This is a genomic window from Paenibacillus larvae subsp. larvae (genome assembly GCF_002003265.1).
Classification (GTDB): domain Bacteria; phylum Bacillota; class Bacilli; order Paenibacillales; family NBRC-103111; genus Paenibacillus_H; species Paenibacillus_H larvae.
Window position 1 is genome coordinate 2211286 of the sequence record NZ_CP019687.1, and the last position, 15095, is coordinate 2226380.

Genomic DNA, 15095 nt, shown 5'->3' on the forward strand with positions numbered 1-15095 from the left:
CCCCTTTCCAAATTTGTCCTATTTAAATGATACTTCCTTCACACCACTTTATCAAATAAAAGAGCATATGGTAAACTAATTAAAAGGAGCTGAGCTACATGCATCTAACGATAACAGAGACAGCAGAGAGAATATTGAGCCCTCTCTTACAGGAACCTTCCACATGGTTGAAGCTCGTATACGATATTGAGGGCTGCGGATGTGCAGTTGACGGAGTTCCGGCCCTTTGGCTTGTAAATGAATGCAAGCCTACCGATAAGATTGCCCGGGGAAGCTCATTCGATGTATTATATAACCCTAAGCAGGAGATCTTTTTTGAAGAAGATATAAAGATTGATTATTCAAAAGACTCCAAGGCGTTCACTTTGAGCAGCCCAAACCAGATTTACAGTGTGTCTATAAATCTGGTTAACAAAAAACATATACAGAATTAATGGATTTGAAGGAGGGAAACCCATGTCATTACTTTCAAACATTCTGGAGTACAATAAAACATTTGTCGACAACAAACAATATGAAGAATTCTTAACAGACAAATTTCCTGATAAACGCATGGTCATTCTGACCTGCATGGATACAAGGCTGGTAGAACTCCTTCCACGTGCCCTGAATCTTCGTAACGGAGATGCCAAAATAATCAAGAATGCAGGGGCTCTGGTCTCCCATCCTTTCGGTAGCGTTATGAGAAGCATTATTGTAGCGGTCTACGAACTGAATGCAGACGAAGTGCTTGTTATTGGCCATAAAGAATGCGGCATGACAGGATTAAATGCAAACTCCGTTTTGAATAAGGCCCAGGAAAGAGGGATCAGCCAAGTAGTGCTGAATACGTTGGAGCACTCGGGCATCCGTCTTGAAAAATGGCTTCGGGGCTTTAACGAAGTCAATGAGGCGGTTGCAAAGAGCTTATCGGTAATCCGCAATCACCCTCTCCTTCCCCCAAGTCTTCCTGTTCACGGTTTGGTTATAGATCCTGCTACAGGAGAGCTGGAACTTGTGGAAGAAGGGTACAAAAATGCGGTAGCCGGTTCCACTGAACCGGCTTAACCATCTGTCCTGGGTTCAAGAGTAGATCGTCTTTGATTCTCTTTCCGTTCTTTTTGCAACCGTCTTTCTTCAATAACGGATGATCGGTCTCTCCTTGTGTGACGATGGACTAGCTCATCGTTTTGAATATCGCTCAGTACTCCCCATTGAAGACCGGAAGATCGGCAACTTTCCTGGCACAACAGGCTTAGTGCAGGGTCGCGGATAGGCAAGTTTAAATCAGTAAACGGCCTGCCGTCCCTCGCTAAGTCTTTTTTGCGTTCTTCCAGTTCTTCCCTGAGTCGTTCAGGATCAAGACCTAGATCGCTGATCTGTTCAGGGTGAAAATACATATCCGCGCTCTGAAGCATCTTTAATGCCCCTCTTCTGTTCCCCCGCCTTTCATGATACTGGGCTACCGCAATCTGAATCAGAAGCACAAAGGAGCGGCTTAAAGGATGCTCCGGATGAGCCTTCCAATATTCTTCTAAAATCTCATGACATTCAAAATAATCTCGGTCAGTATGAAAGTGAATAAGAAAGTTTATATAGGCACCGGAATAATCCGTCACTTCTCCCACTTCTCCTTCCGGAAAAAATGTTGAAACCTGTTGCTTCTTTTATCGTATATGTTTACGTAGACCGCTTGCAACAGCTGTCTGCAAAATCAGACTTTATTTTGGAGGTAGGACTTGATTTATGATGAAAAAAATCGGTTTACTATGTATAGCTTTACTGGTTACATTCTCGCTTTCCATGGCTAATCCTCATCCTGTAGATGCCAAAAAAGGAGGATACAGCTCCACCCGCAAAAGCTATACACCTAAAGACCAGCCTTCCAATAATGTAACCAAAAATCAATCCAATACTTCCACGAACAAGTCTAACACAACCACACAAACTCCAAACAAGGGCGGATTTTTTAATGGTGGACTGATGAAGGGCTTGTTTATTGGAGGACTCGCCGGACTGTTGTTTGGAGGATTATTTGGAAACATGGGCTTTGTCGGAAGCATTCTTGGCCTGCTGGTGAACGTGCTCGCTATTATTCTCATCATCGTACTGATCCGCAAAATATTTAGCCTATTCAGGCAAAACCGCAATATGAATAACCGGAGGAAGTACGAATAATGAGACTTGATGAACAGGATATCATCAATGCCGTGTGCCTGAATATGTCCACACGTAAACAACTTGAGCCCGCGGATATAGAAGTGGTTCTTCATTGGGATGAAGAATTTGGTTATTCGGCTGAAGTATTCTGGGGAGAGCGAAGCCAGGTTCTCATTGAAGCCAATCTCCTGGAAGCTATTGAGCAGTTCATGTTTACACAAATGGGGGAACGGGTATTTCGAAACCAGATCAAACTAGACTTGGAAGATGAAATTGTTGCTTATATAGAAACATAAAACAAGTTGTTTCCTGCCTATAAGGATCATCGCTTCCGGGCAAAATATAAGATAACATGGTCAGGCAAATGATTTTTTTCGAAACAGGCACGTTCCTCTTTGAGGATCGTGCCTGTTTCAGGATCGTGCTACCTGTTTGTCGACAGCTTTAATTTTGGCAAGCTTCTATTTTTTTGCTATAGATACTTCCAATAAAATATTGCCCTGCCGTTTGTTCTCAGATTTCAGTTTAATATTGATTCCGTTTTTCGGGAGGATTTTGCCACCAGCCGGATTAAAGGGTGTAGAATAATCGAGTCCATCCGAGAAAGTCGGGATTCCCGGCAGGCCAAGTTGGGTCACATCGCCGAATTGGATAGGACGTGTTTTGTCAAAACCAAAGGCAGCGTCCTTGATCTGGACGGAAGTTTTTGCTGCCTTACCGGCTTTATCTTTCAATGCAGTCTGGTGAGCATCCACAACACCTAGAAAACCATACCCCGGATGTTTTCCCGTCTGATTATCTTCCTCGTAGCGTCCGTCGTAATACCAGACGACCATTCCCGGATCATACGGAACCGAACGGTGGAGCAAGCCCTTGTCTACCCCATTATGAGTGCGGTACTCTACCAAATAATAATTGGGGAAATAAGTAGGGGACCCGTCAAATACTTTAAAACCGTTCAACGTGAATTCTCCTGTTCCTTCTGCCTGGTCTTTCAAAATAATGCTGCCATCTGCCTCTACTTGAATATTGTCAAGGAAAGCCCCTTCTCCGGAAGTATACTCGTCTGTTACATACTCAAATTCAAGTTTCACCTTTTTGCCGACGAACCCGGAAAGATCCATTTTCTCTGTCACCCATTTGCCTGTAGTATCAGAGTAAGCTTTCACTTTCGTCTTACCACCTGACTCATCAATTGCATTAACATTAAGGAAGTCATATCCCTTCTCAATGTCTCTCCACGAATCAAAAGTCAGCTGGACGGATTTGGATTCCGTTAGATCCAAAGGAGTAGACATCATGCTTGTGGTCAAACGGTCCCCTTTAGTAGAAAAATATGCATTCTTTCCTTCTATAGGCTGGGTGGGTGCCTGCTTAGGCACATCCGGCAAGTCGATTTTCAGGATTTTCCCTTTTTTCTTTTGTTCAACCGCCTCACTTAATGTAACATTCTGCTTATTTTTTAGCTCATCAAAGTTGGTAGTTTTGGCTGTCGGCCAATCGAGTCCATATGTTTTGCTTAAAAACAGCTTCGCCCACGGGCTAAATCCAGTTGGTTCTGTCCCCGGGATTTGTCCTGACCAGCTTCCTCCTGACATGACGGACCACGCTTCAATCGGTGAACCGCTTCCCGAGTAAGCCGTATCGTATTCGTCGGGCAATCCCAGGTTATGCCCGTATTCATGAACAAATACGCCAATAGCTCCGTCTTCCGGCTGAATAATATAATCGTAGGCTTTCAGCTTAGTACCCGGAATCTCAACTGGCTGGCGAAGTGTGGATCTGTGAGCCCAAATCGCGTCCTCACCCATTCCTGAATGAACAATGAACAGATTGTCAAGTATTCCATCAGGCTCCATTGTATTTCCATCCCCATCCAGATCATACGGATCCCGCTGATCGTACAAGGCTTCGTTCCCGGCAATTTGTTTCCCTATTGCCTCTAGAGTCCCCTTTACCAGTTCACGGGGATTCGCATCTTTGGAACTACCCTTATGGGCACCGTAATAGGCGGCGTTATTTTGGGCCATAATCCAAGGTGTTACCGTCCCGTTCGGATTCCATGTAGCTGCTGACTGTTCGTTGTAATACTGGGTCATGGTATCGGTCTTGAAGCCTTCCTTGGTCGTATACCCATTCGGGTTAAACAACAGCTGCTTATAATGCACCGGGCTAAAGTCAGCTGTCCAGAACATCTGCCCTTTTTTGATTTGGTTATGCTTATAATCCGGGAATTCAATCAACGCCACTACCGCATTGTCAGTAAATGCTTTTTTCTTAGGGGCAATAGAGCGGTTCTCCGTATCCCCGCTTTCCTCTACACCGGCGTTCTCTCCGCGGGCTACCTTTTCGGAGGTTTGCTACTGCATTCCCTGCCTGTTTTTAAATGCTAGTTTGCCAAAGTCGGTTGTAGTATCAATGCCATCCGTGGTGCTGTGTGGATTTTCACCTTTTGTGACATATTCCTCGACAGCTTTCTGCACTTCTTCATCCGGAGCTTTTGAGCTAAGCTTTCCCTGCTCTTGAAGAGACTTAACTACAGCCTCCTGATTTACTAATCCCCAATCAATCCCCCCTTTTTCATTATCAGCAGTTTGGGCATAACTGGATGCGGGGAATGATGTACCGGCCCCTATGACCAAGGATGCTGATAAGAGTATAGATAACCATTTTCCTGTTTTCATTCGTTTCCTCCTTAGATATTTTTTGTCATTTTTGTTACAAAATGACTAATCTCAGTTTAATTCGATTCTATTAAACTCGCAATATCTAAGTTAATAGATTCATAGATTTAAATACACAAAAAAATCTGCTTGCCTCTCGCAAACAGATTTCTGACTTTTATCTTTCTATGATAGGGATGATCTTTGGAAAAATACGCCGTGCAGCCCCATCCAGGACCCATGGATCTCCGAAATACGCCATCATAAAGTTAATATCTCTATGTTTGACGGCGACCTCGTCAATCGTAAGCGGATGTGAGTATTTCAAGAGCCCCCGTTCCGAATATGTATCACCAGTGTGATAGACAACAGGAACCTTACATTGCTTTGCCAATTCATACACCGGTTGATAGACATCGTCATAAGCATAGAACGGGTAGTATCCGAGATAAATTTTGATTCCGACAGCTTCCGGCTGCTGCAAAGCCCGTTCCAGTGCGTCCAGACCGGCAGAGTCAAGCTTGTAAGGATTAATACCCGGACCTGACTCGGGTAATCAGCCACCATATCCAGCCCCATCGGGGTTTTAGCATCACGGTCAGGAAAGCTTTCTTTGTCCGTCTCCGTCAACCCCATGCCTATACCGAGAGCAATACCGTTCTGTTCATACTCCCTAAGCAATCCCTCAACGGAATAATCGACATGTGATCGTTCTGACGCCGTCTGTTTAAACGACTTAATATGAGATAGGTGCATTCTTCCTCCTTAATGGTCCATCTATGGTCTATCTATGGTCCATCGTCTTGTTGTGCAGACAACTTTGAAAATGTCAGACAACGCAGACTTCTGAGTGCTTCCCGAGACAATATATCATCAGTAAAAACGAAAAAGGTCGGGGATGAACGGGTAATGCTACCATGCGGCAAGTCCAGGTTCCGGTAAAACGACAAACAACTGATTTCCTTGTTGGCATACATACTAGGTCTAATTTGTGATTCATCCGTCACCACATGAAGGAAACCTTGTCCCTCTTCACGGCCCAGTACATAATCACTTGCTTCGCGCACCAAAATCTCCCCTTCCCCTAGCCGGTAGCGAAGCACTTCTCCTGGGAGACCAGCCGTCTGTATCCACCCGCATTCCAGCGGAAAGAATATTTCGGTTATACTCTGCAATCCCCCAAAATATATGCCGGTTTCCTGACGAATATCTGCCATATAAGCAAGCACCGGAACGCCAGGCAGCATCAAATAGTAAGAGTCCCATGTCAGTCCCCGGTACTTTTTGTGCTTATGGACAGATAGCCGCACCCGGATACCGGACCAGATATTGCCCTTGTTGTCGGGCAACTGGACGGAAGAAACTACTCTCTCTTCTTTCAAGATGGAAACCGTACTGAAGTCATCCAAACAATCATTCATCCCGCCTGTCCACGGGTTCCACCACGACTTGGCACCATAGTCTGGATATCCTGAAGCCAGCCACTCATGCCCATTCACCCTAATAGAATGGAGACCCGGGTAATACCCCCCGGCAGCCATGATACGGATAGAACCGTTATCTGCTTCCAATATCGTCCAATCGGCTTTAGTGGTTTCCCTAAACTCTACATTGCCTGGGGCTATAGGGAAGAGAGCAGCAAAGTAAGACTCTTCCAATGCTCCTAGGCGAGCATCTACCTGAACTGTTTCATATAGATTATCCGGTAGAGATAGGGTGAAACGGGCTTCCGTAATTTCGTTATCCGAAGAGAAGAATACTGTATCGTGCGGTCCTTCGTGACCGGCAAAACTTGCTGATACCTGTCCTTCCCATATATTTCGCTTCAAATCCCGCAGTATGACGGGTACACCTTCAACGCCAGGCTTCACAAACGGATTACCTCTGTTTACCGTCAACTCCAAATCCCGGACAGTGTGCTCCAGTTTTTCTTCATCAGTTCGCTTCAAAGCGAACTTCCTAAAGGATTTCCAATTACTGAAACTCCCGGCTGTCAGGATAATGTCGCCAGTTCTTCTCACCTCTTTAGGGTTCAGACAGCCCATGTCCGTTTCAAGCTCCAAAAACCAGTCCCGCAGGCTCATCCGGTGGGAATCAGACCAGCAGATCCCCTTTGTCATCCCGTTTCTTTTCGAGAACATCCACGGTTCACTCATCTTTTCACTATCCCAATATTCATATTCATCGCTATGGGAATCAGCCATCTCCACAAACTGATCCCCGTAGGGCAGTATGGAACGGTAGAGATCGCAATGAATCCGCTGGGATACCCATATTTCCGAAGCGAACGGGCTAATCGAGACATTCTCAAGTTCCTGCCACGACTTTACCGTTCCATCCGCATAAAGAAGAATATGGACATGCAGCAGAAGCCCGGTATACCGACTGGAACGGTACATGAACCAGAATCCGGCTGCCCCTTGTTCTTGCTTCCACTTCACCTTCTCCGGCTTCTTCTTAGAGAATTCCCCCGAATAAGGCTTCCCTACCATCGGATGAAGCATGATAAAGAGGTCGTCCTCACTGCCCGAACAGCGGACATAAAGTTCGTTACTCTCCTTGTCATGCTTTAGTTTATACTTCCCGTTCATTGCAAGGTAGGAACGCTCAGTTTCACCGATACACATTCCGCCTGGACCGCTGAAGCCGCCACTTATGGTCCGGGTAAACGTCACTTCTCCAGCACTTTCAAATGCAGCCTGGATACTGAGCTTCTGGCTGTAGAATCCATAATCGAGGAGCCGGCAGGGTACAGACAAAGAGACGCGCTCCTTCGGTTGGAGGCTCACTATAAATTTACGCTGCATAAGCTCAAGCCATGGCTCGGGAGGCAGTTCAAACGAGAAAGTTGCTGCTTCCGGATAATGGTTCTCGATGTCCATATAGAACTCATAGTTGCCCTGCAGCGCATACATTTCATCTGGAACCTTCATTTCCAGGCTGGCAGGAAATTTCGGGAAAACTCCAACCTGAAGTAAAGCCTGCAAACCATTTATCGTGACGTTCGTGCGCACGGTAGGACATGTCCGCCACTCGCTCTGTTCTTCTGCAATTTCTCCGACGAAAAAGCGGGCAGTAAGCAGCTGCTCGCCCTCTACTTGGACGGACTGTTTCCAGTTAAATGAGATGTTCCGGTCAGATTCACCCTCAAACTCAATTCTAAGCGGGGCCCCGGATTTGTTAACGATCCGATATTGAACGGTATATTCCTTGCCGAATACGGGTTCGGCATTCTCAGCCATGGCTGACAATAGATAATCTTCTGTCTCGATAAGGCAGATCCCCCGTCCCCTGCGTTCAATATCAACGCGAAGCTTTCGGCCATTCTTGTTCCATGTGTATGTATACGTATGAAAGCCGTTCTCTACATGGCCGTCCCGGACCACTTCAATCGTACGGGATGAATCCGCGTACCAATCGATATCCGCCATATAGGGTAAAATAGCTTCACAATTGATGATCTGCGGAATAAAATTCATAAAGTGTGTCGTATCCTCACGGTCTTCCCAAAAGAATCCGCAGCGTTTGTATAGAGGAACTGCCTTCATGTTCGACTCCCACGTATACAAGTCAACACGTGGCCATCCCCGGTGAACCGTCTCCTCTACCGCCCGGAGCACGAGCATCTTGCCAATCTTTTTCCCATGATAATCAGGACGGACATTCAGAAGATGAATATACAAGGCTCCTTCATCCTCCGTATACTCACTAAGGCTGCAATAAGCGACAACTTGGTTATCATAGACGGCAAGGAATACCGCAAGAGAATCGGAATTTTCCTCATCCCGGCGAACTTGATCCCCTGTCGTTACAGATGTCCCTCCACCCCATGCTTCCTGACTACGGTTCCACATCTCGGCCAGACTTTCCCCATAATCGGGATGATAATTAACAATTTCAACTTGTTTATCCATCAATTTTTCCACCTCTGTTCTGCCATCATTTGGAGTTAATTAACATACGAAGCAGATACCATTTGGTTGCTATTTCCATCAAAAAAAGACCGGATATCCGGTCATAGGTTTGGATACACGGTCTTGGCTATATATCTATAAATAATCGTATCCCCGAATGGTCAGGAATTCCTCAAATTGTTTCGCTACCGTCATTTGGCTGAATAACTCACTTGCCAACTCAAATTTTCGTTTCGAGTACTCTTCGTCTCCCAGCTCCTGTTTGATTTTTGCAAGTTCCTCCGCTTTGATTTTCTCAAATAACTCAAGTGTCACCTTCCGCCCGTCTTCAAGTACCCCATTTGGATGATGAAGCCATTGCCAAAGCTGAGCCCTTGAAATTTCTGCTGTTGCGACATCTTCCATTAGGTGGTTGATTGGAACCGCTCCATAGCCCCTGAGCCAGGCTTCGATATATTGAATACCTACACTAACATTAATTCGCACACCCTCTTCAGTAATCGGTCCCCGGGGAAGCTCCAGAAGATCAGATTGTTTGATCTCAATATGGTTTAGCTGCTTGTTGACCTGATTAGGTGTTGGCATTTTTTCATCAAATACAGCTTTGACCACAGGAACAAGTCCAGGGTGCGCAACCCACGAGCCGTCATGCCCGTTTGTAACCTCCCGAAGCTTATCCCGACGGACCTTTTCCATCGCCTCCTCATTGGCCTTCGGATCGCTTTTCACCGGTATTTGGGCTGCCATACCGCCTATGCAGTATGCTTTTCGTTTATGACACGTTTGAATAGCCAGAAGGGTATAGGCTTTCATAAAAGGGGATTCCATAGTAACAAGTCCGCGATCCGGCAAAATAACATCCGGCTGATCACGCAATACTTTGATGTAGCTAAAAATATAGTCCCAACGTCCACAATTCAGTCCGGCAGCATGTTCACGAAGCTCATACAGGATTTCATCCATCTCGAAAGCAGCCAGAATCGTTTCAATTAAAACAGTAGCTTTGATAGTTCCCTGGGGAATTCCCAACTCCTTCTGTGCAAATACGAATACATCGTTCCACAAGCGTGCTTCCAAATGGCTCTCCATCTTCGGCAAATAAAAGTAGGGACCGCTCCCTTTTTTCATTAGATTCCTGGCATTATGAAAAAAGAAGAGACCAAAGTCAAACAAAGCTGCCGATATTGGTCGGCCGTCAATCAGAATATGCTTTTCTTCTAAATGCCACCCTCTGGGGCGGACTTTTAAAATAGCCCTTTCCTTATGCAGTCGATAGGTTTTCCCCCCCGGTTGCTCGAAATGAATAGTTCCATCGATAGCATCACGAAGATTCAGTTGACCCTCAATCGTATTGGACCATGTAGGGGAGTTAGCGTCCTCGAAATCGGACATATACACTTTGGCTCCTGAATTAAAAGCATTAATGACCATTTTCCGGTCACCGGCCGGGCCCGTGATTTCCACACGACGGTCCTGTAAAACCGCCGGAATAGGGGCAACCGACCAATCTCCTTTGCGGATATGTTCCGTTTCATTTAAAAAATCCGGAAGTTCCCCTGCATCTATTCTCTTCTGGCGTTCCTGCCTTTGCTGAAGCAATTGAAGGCGTTTGGAGCCAAACCGCCTTTCAAGACCCGCTATAAAAGCCAGTGCATCTGGGGTAAGAATTTCCCTATGCCGGCTCTTTAAATCATCTTTTATTTCAATTCCCTGAGAAACCATTGGTTCTGTCAAAAGGCTCATCTCCTCACATTTAATATATTCTATATGTTTTGATGTACGAACTGTTCCTCTTCTGTAGAACCTGTGAGTGCCGTTGTTGAGGAAGTTCCCCCCGTAATTACTTGCGAAACTTCGTCAAAATATCCTGTTCCTACTTCCCGCTGATGGCGTGTTGCCTCATAACCATACTTCTCACTGGCGAATTCGGCTTGTTGAAGCTCAGAATATGCTGCCATACCGCGATCTCTATAACCACTTGCCAATTCAAACATACTGTGATTAAGCGCATGGAAACCTGCAAGCGTAACAAATTGGAATTTATATCCCATTTTGCCGAGCTCCTGCTGGAAGTTTCTAATCGTGGTATCATCCAATTTCTTTTTCCAGTTGAAGGATGGAGAGCAGTTATATGCAAGTAATTTGCCAGGGAACTTAGTATGAATGGATTCGGCAAAACGCCTGGCTTCTTCCAGGTTGGGTTCTGAAGTTTCGCACCAGATCATATCTGCGTAAGGAGCGTAAGCAAGTCCCCGTGAAATGGCCTGATCAAGGTCTGCTTTTACATAGTGAAAACCTTCCAGAGAACGTTCACCGGTTAAGAATGGATGATCATTTTCATCTATATCACTGGTTAAAAGCCGTGCTGCATTAGCGTCGGTTCTGGCGATCAACACAGTTTCCACCCCTAATACGTCCGCTGCCAGCCTGGCTGCAATCAGATTGCGGATTGCTTGTTGAGTCGGCAGCAATACTTTCCCGCCCAAGTGTCCGCATTTTTTCTCCGACGAGAGCTGGTCCTCAAAATGTACAGCTGCCGCCCCCGCTTCAATCATGGCTTTCATCAGCTCGAACACGTTTAGCGGCCCGCCAAAACCCGCCTCCGCATCAGCTGCGATAGGAAGGAAAAAATCGGTATCACTTTTGCCCTCGGAATGCTGGATTTGGTCTGCCCGCTGGAGCGCCTGGTTGATGCGTTTCACTACGCTCGGTACACTGTTAGCCGGATATAAGCTTTGGTCCGGATACATATGACCGCTCAGGTTTGCATCAGCCGCCACCTGCCAGCCGCTTAAATAAATGGCCTTAAGGCCCGCTTTCGCCTGCTGAACAGCCTGGTTCCCCGTGAGTGCACCTAATGAATGGACGTAATCTTCAGTATTTACAAGGTTCCAGAATTTCCCAGATCCCCTTTTGGCCAAAGTGTGCTCCACCAGTATTGACCCTCTGAGCCGAAGTACATCTTCCGGCGTATACGGGCGTTTCACTCCTATAAACCGTTTTGAGTTCCAGCTTGCTTTCAATTGTTCCAATGCACTTTGTCTATTATCGGACATTTTCAGTTTTCCTCCTTTAATTTCAGAAATGACTTGCCTTAATAGCTGTTATCTGAAGATCAATCGATTTGTTCCAAATATCCTGTCCCGCCACATCTGAAACAAATCGTGGCCATTTCATGGTGATTTCCTTTTTTCTCATATTCCTCTTCATGGTTTTTGCCAATGCGGCTATCCTTAGCTTCAAGTTCACCATTGCCCTGGCAAATTGGACAATCCATTGTACTCCCCTCCCTTTGTTTTAATACAGTTTGTATATTATGGAAATTATTATATAATAGATTCTCCATCTGTTCAATAACAATTTTTAATTTTTATTTATGTTATATAACAGATATGATGTTATCCTCTCTATATGCAAAGAAATTTTGTAGGATCCGATTGTCGTTCCGGAGACAACCAACAACGATAAGAGCCCTTACTACAAAAAAGTTGACGAAAAAAATAAAAAATGCACCATCCCTGATCGGGAATGATGCATTCATATAGAAAACAGCCTTAAATCTTTAAAGAATCCGTGCCGTAAACATCGCCCTTGCCACACGAATGCCTCTGCACATAATTTCCATATCTATTTTGCAAAATCTTCTGCTTAGTTCAATAATGGCCGGTACCAGTTCAATCACATCGTCGATCTGTAATGGCACAAGAAAATAATTGGAGAAGCTGTCCAGGATCAAATCTCCTTTTTTATGTTCCTTAACTGTCTGATAAGCTGCCCGGGTCATCAGCGTGGATAACACGCCTTCAGATACCAGACCTTCAAAGTTTGTCATTTGAGGTGTTACCGTACCTCTGAAAAACAAATTTCCATCCTTGTCCCTGACCCTCTCAAACCCCGACCATATTTGCACCTCGAAGGTTTCTCCGTTTTGGGGCTGCTTCTGGATATCCTGCATTGCTTTCAGGACATCTTTACGGCTGATCACCCCGATCATCTTACGCTCCCCGTCTATGACAGGCAGCAGCTCAATGCCTTCCCATATCATGGTATGTCCGGCGGAAGCTACGGAAGCCTTACTGCTAATCACTAAGGGATTGGCTGTCATAAGGCTGCTTATTAGCTGGCCCGGCTTGGCACCAATGATGTCTTTGGTGGTAATGACGCCTACGGGTTTTTGATCTGCATCCAGTACAGGGTATCTGGTATGAGTCGTTTTTCTCACCAGTTTTTGCATGTCTTTAACCGTTTGATCTTCAGTCAATGAATAAACGTCCCGACAAAGAATATCTTCCGCCAGCATAATTTTCTTCTTGATCAGCCGGTCCTCGATCGCCCGATTTATCAGGGTTGCAACCGTGAACGTATCGTATGAACTTCCTATAATAGGCAGTTGCAGTTCGTCCGCCAGGCTCTTCACTTCGGAAGACGTATCAAAACCGCCTGTGATCAGGATGCCCGCCCCTTGTCCAAGAGCGCGCGCATGGACCTGGACGCGGTTTCCGACGATCAGAAGATTACCGGTTTCTATGTATTTTAGCATGGCCTCGAGCTGCATCGCACCTATCACAAACTTGTTCAGTGTTTTATGCAGCCCTTCTGCTCCCCCAAGCATAACTCCATCGACAATGTTTACGATTTCGGCAAACGTCAATTTATCAAATTGATGTTCCTCTTTTTTCTCTACTCTTACTGTGCCTATCCGTCTTTTCGTCTTGACGATTCCCAGATTTTCCGCTTCTTTAATCGCGCGATAAGCAGTACCTTCACTGACTTCGAGTTCTTGGGCAATTTTTCGAACGGATATGACGGTTCCCACACTTAATGACTGGATATACTTTGTGACATGTTCATGCTTTGTACGGAGATCTGGATTGACCGAATCCATCATTCACACCTCGTTCTACTGTTATATACTGTTTCAATCATTATATATCAACAGTATAAAAAAACCAACGAATGCAAACTCCTGAAAAAGCTCCCATGAATTATTTTTCCAGCAAGCACCTAAGCTACAAAAACAAAATGCGGCCAATCTCCCGTCGAGATCAAACCGCATTAGCAAAACGCATTAGGCGTAGGGCGAACTTCGTAATTTATAATTTGATTTCTTGCGGATTAACCATTATTCCCGCAGCCCCGGTATCAACCGCAGCTTTGGATACGGCTGCTGCAACAGCCGGTGCAACCCTGGAATCAAAGGGGTTAGGAATTACATAGTCATCATGAAGTTCATTTGGACCGATTAGATCGGCTATTGCGTGGACAGCTGATAATTTCATCGCTTCGTTTATTTCCGTGGCCCTCACATCCAGGGCTCCCCGGAATACTCCCGGAAAGGCAAGCACATTGTTTACCTGGTTAGGAAAATCCGAACGGCCCGTTCCTATTACTTTCACCCCTGCTGCTTTAGCTTTATCAGGCATAATCTCAGGAACAGGATTTGCCATTGCAAAAACAATGGGGTCTCTCTTCATTACCTTCAGCATGTCTTCTCTTAGTAATCCTGCAGCGGAAACACCAATAAAAACATCGGCCCCTTTAAGGGCATCAGCCAATATACCTTGGCTTTTTTCCTTGTTTGTGAATGAGGCAATTTCATTTTTTATTTTATTCATGCCGGCAGAACGTCCTTCATAAACAATACCTTTTGTATCGCATAGCAGTACATTTCCAACGCCCATCCGATTCAGCAGCTTGGTAATGGCAATTCCGGCAGCCCCCGCCCCGTTCACTGCGACAACGATATCATCCATCTTTTTACCTACTACTTTTAGTGCATTTATTAATCCTGCAGCAGTAACAATAGCTGTACCATGCTGGTCATCATGAAAAACAGGGATATTGCATTCTTTTTTAAGCCTTTCCTCAATTTCAAAACATTGGGGGGCAGCTATATCTTCCAGATTAATTCCGCCGAACGTAGGTTCCAGAAGCTTTACGGTTTTAATTATTTGTTCTGTATCTGTCGTGTTTAAACAAATAGGAAAGGCGTCGACGCCGGCAAAAGCCTTGAAGAGTACCGCTTTTCCTTCCATCACCGGTAAAGCTGCGTCAGGACCGATGTTTCCTAACCCAAGTACTGCGGTACCGTTCGAAATAACTGCAACAAGATTACCTTTGAGTGTATATTCGTAAACTTTGGCCGGTTCTTTATGAATCTCTATACAGGGTTCAGAAACGCCCGGCGAGTAGGCTAAGCTTAAGTCTCTTGAATTTTTTATGGGAACTTTGGAATAGGTTCCCAGTTTCCCTTTGCACTCTTGATGCAGCTTGATGGATTCTTCTCGTAAATTCAACATACCACTCCTTCACAAATAACTACACTCCTCCAACGTTTCAAACATTTCAAGCGTTTCAAGCGTTTCAAACTTGTTTCCTC

13 protein-coding genes and 1 pseudogene are annotated in these 15095 nt (G+C 45.3%); 4 read left to right on the plus strand and 10 right to left on the minus strand.

Translation table 11 applies throughout. From position 1 onward, the window contains the following. Positions 1-98 precede the first annotated feature (98 nt). Positions 99-434 carry an iron-sulfur cluster biosynthesis family protein gene (locus BXP28_RS11480; protein WP_036655044.1) on the plus strand — a complete coding sequence of 112 codons (336 nt, stop codon included), beginning with the start codon at positions 99-101 and terminating at the stop codon, positions 432-434. A 22-nt stretch (positions 435-456) separates the two neighbouring features. Continuing rightward, positions 457-1047 carry a beta-class carbonic anhydrase gene (locus BXP28_RS11485; RefSeq protein ID WP_023482847.1) on the plus strand — a complete coding sequence of 197 codons (591 nt, stop codon included), beginning with the start codon at positions 457-459 and terminating at the stop codon, positions 1045-1047. On the opposite strand, the gene BXP28_RS11490 is transcribed toward BXP28_RS11485, so the two are convergent. Next, complete coding sequence (locus BXP28_RS11490) at positions 1044-1598, minus strand: DUF309 domain-containing protein (RefSeq protein WP_036655047.1); 555 nt, start codon at positions 1596-1598, stop codon at positions 1044-1046. The two genes, BXP28_RS11485 and BXP28_RS11490, sit on opposite strands and share 4 nt — an antisense overlap. 127 nt (positions 1599-1725) lie before the next feature. Between BXP28_RS11490 and BXP28_RS11495 the strand changes: the two genes are divergently transcribed. Both BXP28_RS11495 and BXP28_RS11500 read left to right on the plus strand, forming a co-directional pair. Further along, positions 1726-2157, plus strand: a complete 432-nt coding sequence (locus tag BXP28_RS11495; RefSeq protein WP_023482849.1) for a hypothetical protein — start codon at positions 1726-1728, stop codon at positions 2155-2157. Further along, entirely contained in the window at positions 2157-2435 is a 279-nt protein-coding gene (locus BXP28_RS11500; protein WP_036655049.1) for a DUF2653 family protein, read from the plus strand. The genes BXP28_RS11495 and BXP28_RS11500 overlap by 1 nt, the downstream gene beginning before the upstream one ends. A 165-nt stretch (positions 2436-2600) precedes the next feature. Here BXP28_RS11500 and BXP28_RS11505 read toward each other — a convergent pair whose 3' ends face one another. The 9 genes and pseudogenes from BXP28_RS11505 to BXP28_RS11540 form a co-directional block, all read right to left on the minus strand. Beyond that, positions 2601-4382: an immune inhibitor A domain-containing protein gene (locus tag BXP28_RS11505; protein ID WP_051427922.1), complete on the minus strand. Its 1782-nt coding sequence runs from the start codon at positions 4380-4382 to the stop codon at positions 2601-2603. A 117-nt stretch (positions 4383-4499) separates the two neighbouring features. After that, a complete protein-coding gene (locus BXP28_RS11510; RefSeq protein ID WP_023482851.1) occupies positions 4500-4823 on the minus strand; it encodes a hypothetical protein in 324 nt (107 codons plus the stop codon). Positions 4824-5025: 202 nt separating this feature from the next. Beyond that, positions 5026-5558, minus strand: a pseudogene (locus BXP28_RS11515) (amidohydrolase family protein); the annotation flags it as partial. Positions 5559-5590: 32 nt separating this feature from the next. Next, the gene (locus BXP28_RS11520) at positions 5591-8716 is read right to left on the minus strand and encodes a GNAT family N-acetyltransferase (protein ID WP_023482853.1); all 3126 of its coding nucleotides are present in this window, start codon (positions 8714-8716) and stop codon (positions 5591-5593) included. 135 nt (positions 8717-8851) lie between these two features. Then, complete coding sequence (gene aceB / locus BXP28_RS11525; RefSeq protein ID WP_023482854.1) at positions 8852-10459, minus strand: malate synthase A; 1608 nt, start codon at positions 10457-10459, stop codon at positions 8852-8854. Between the two features lie 20 nt (positions 10460-10479). Continuing rightward, the gene (gene aceA, locus BXP28_RS11530) at positions 10480-11772 is read right to left on the minus strand and encodes an isocitrate lyase (RefSeq protein WP_023482855.1); all 1293 of its coding nucleotides are present in this window, start codon (positions 11770-11772) and stop codon (positions 10480-10482) included. A gap of 59 nt (positions 11773-11831) precedes the next feature. Continuing rightward, positions 11832-11993: a hypothetical protein gene (locus tag BXP28_RS22765; protein WP_155121091.1), complete on the minus strand. Its 162-nt coding sequence runs from the start codon at positions 11991-11993 to the stop codon at positions 11832-11834. 285 nt (positions 11994-12278) lie between these two features. Then, a complete protein-coding gene (locus BXP28_RS11535; protein WP_036655050.1) occupies positions 12279-13601 on the minus strand; it encodes a DRTGG domain-containing protein in 1323 nt (440 codons plus the stop codon). Positions 13602-13809: 208 nt separating this feature from the next. Beyond that, positions 13810-15015 carry an NAD(P)-dependent malic enzyme gene (locus tag BXP28_RS11540; RefSeq protein WP_023482857.1) on the minus strand — a complete coding sequence of 402 codons (1206 nt, stop codon included), beginning with the start codon at positions 15013-15015 and terminating at the stop codon, positions 13810-13812. Between the last annotated feature and the right edge of the window lie 80 nt (positions 15016-15095).

Bases quoted from the DNA above. Each gene is read 5' to 3' on its own strand.
- BXP28_RS11480 (WP_036655044.1), top strand. From the start codon at position 99: ATGCATCTAACGATAACAGAGACAGCAGAGAGAATATTGAGCCCTCTC.
- BXP28_RS11485 (WP_023482847.1), top strand. From the start codon at position 457: ATGTCATTACTTTCAAACATTCTGGAGTACAATAAAACATTTGTCGAC.
- BXP28_RS11495 (WP_023482849.1), top strand. From the start codon at position 1,726: ATGATGAAAAAAATCGGTTTACTATGTATAGCTTTACTGGTTACATTC.
- BXP28_RS11500 (WP_036655049.1), top strand. From the start codon at position 2,157: ATGAGACTTGATGAACAGGATATCATCAATGCCGTGTGCCTGAATATG.
- BXP28_RS11510 (WP_023482851.1), bottom strand. From the start codon at position 4,823: ATGAAAACAGGAAAATGGTTATCTATACTCTTATCAGCATCCTTGGTC.
- BXP28_RS11520 (WP_023482853.1), bottom strand. From the start codon at position 8,716: ATGGATAAACAAGTTGAAATTGTTAATTATCATCCCGATTATGGGGAA.
- aceB (WP_023482854.1), bottom strand. From the start codon at position 10,459: ATGAGCCTTTTGACAGAACCAATGGTTTCTCAGGGAATTGAAATAAAA.
- aceA (WP_023482855.1), bottom strand. From the start codon at position 11,772: ATGTCCGATAATAGACAAAGTGCATTGGAACAATTGAAAGCAAGCTGG.
- BXP28_RS22765 (WP_155121091.1), bottom strand. From the start codon at position 11,993: ATGGATTGTCCAATTTGCCAGGGCAATGGTGAACTTGAAGCTAAGGAT.
- BXP28_RS11535 (WP_036655050.1), bottom strand. From the start codon at position 13,601: ATGGATTCGGTCAATCCAGATCTCCGTACAAAGCATGAACATGTCACA.
- BXP28_RS11540 (WP_023482857.1), bottom strand. From the start codon at position 15,015: ATGTTGAATTTACGAGAAGAATCCATCAAGCTGCATCAAGAGTGCAAA.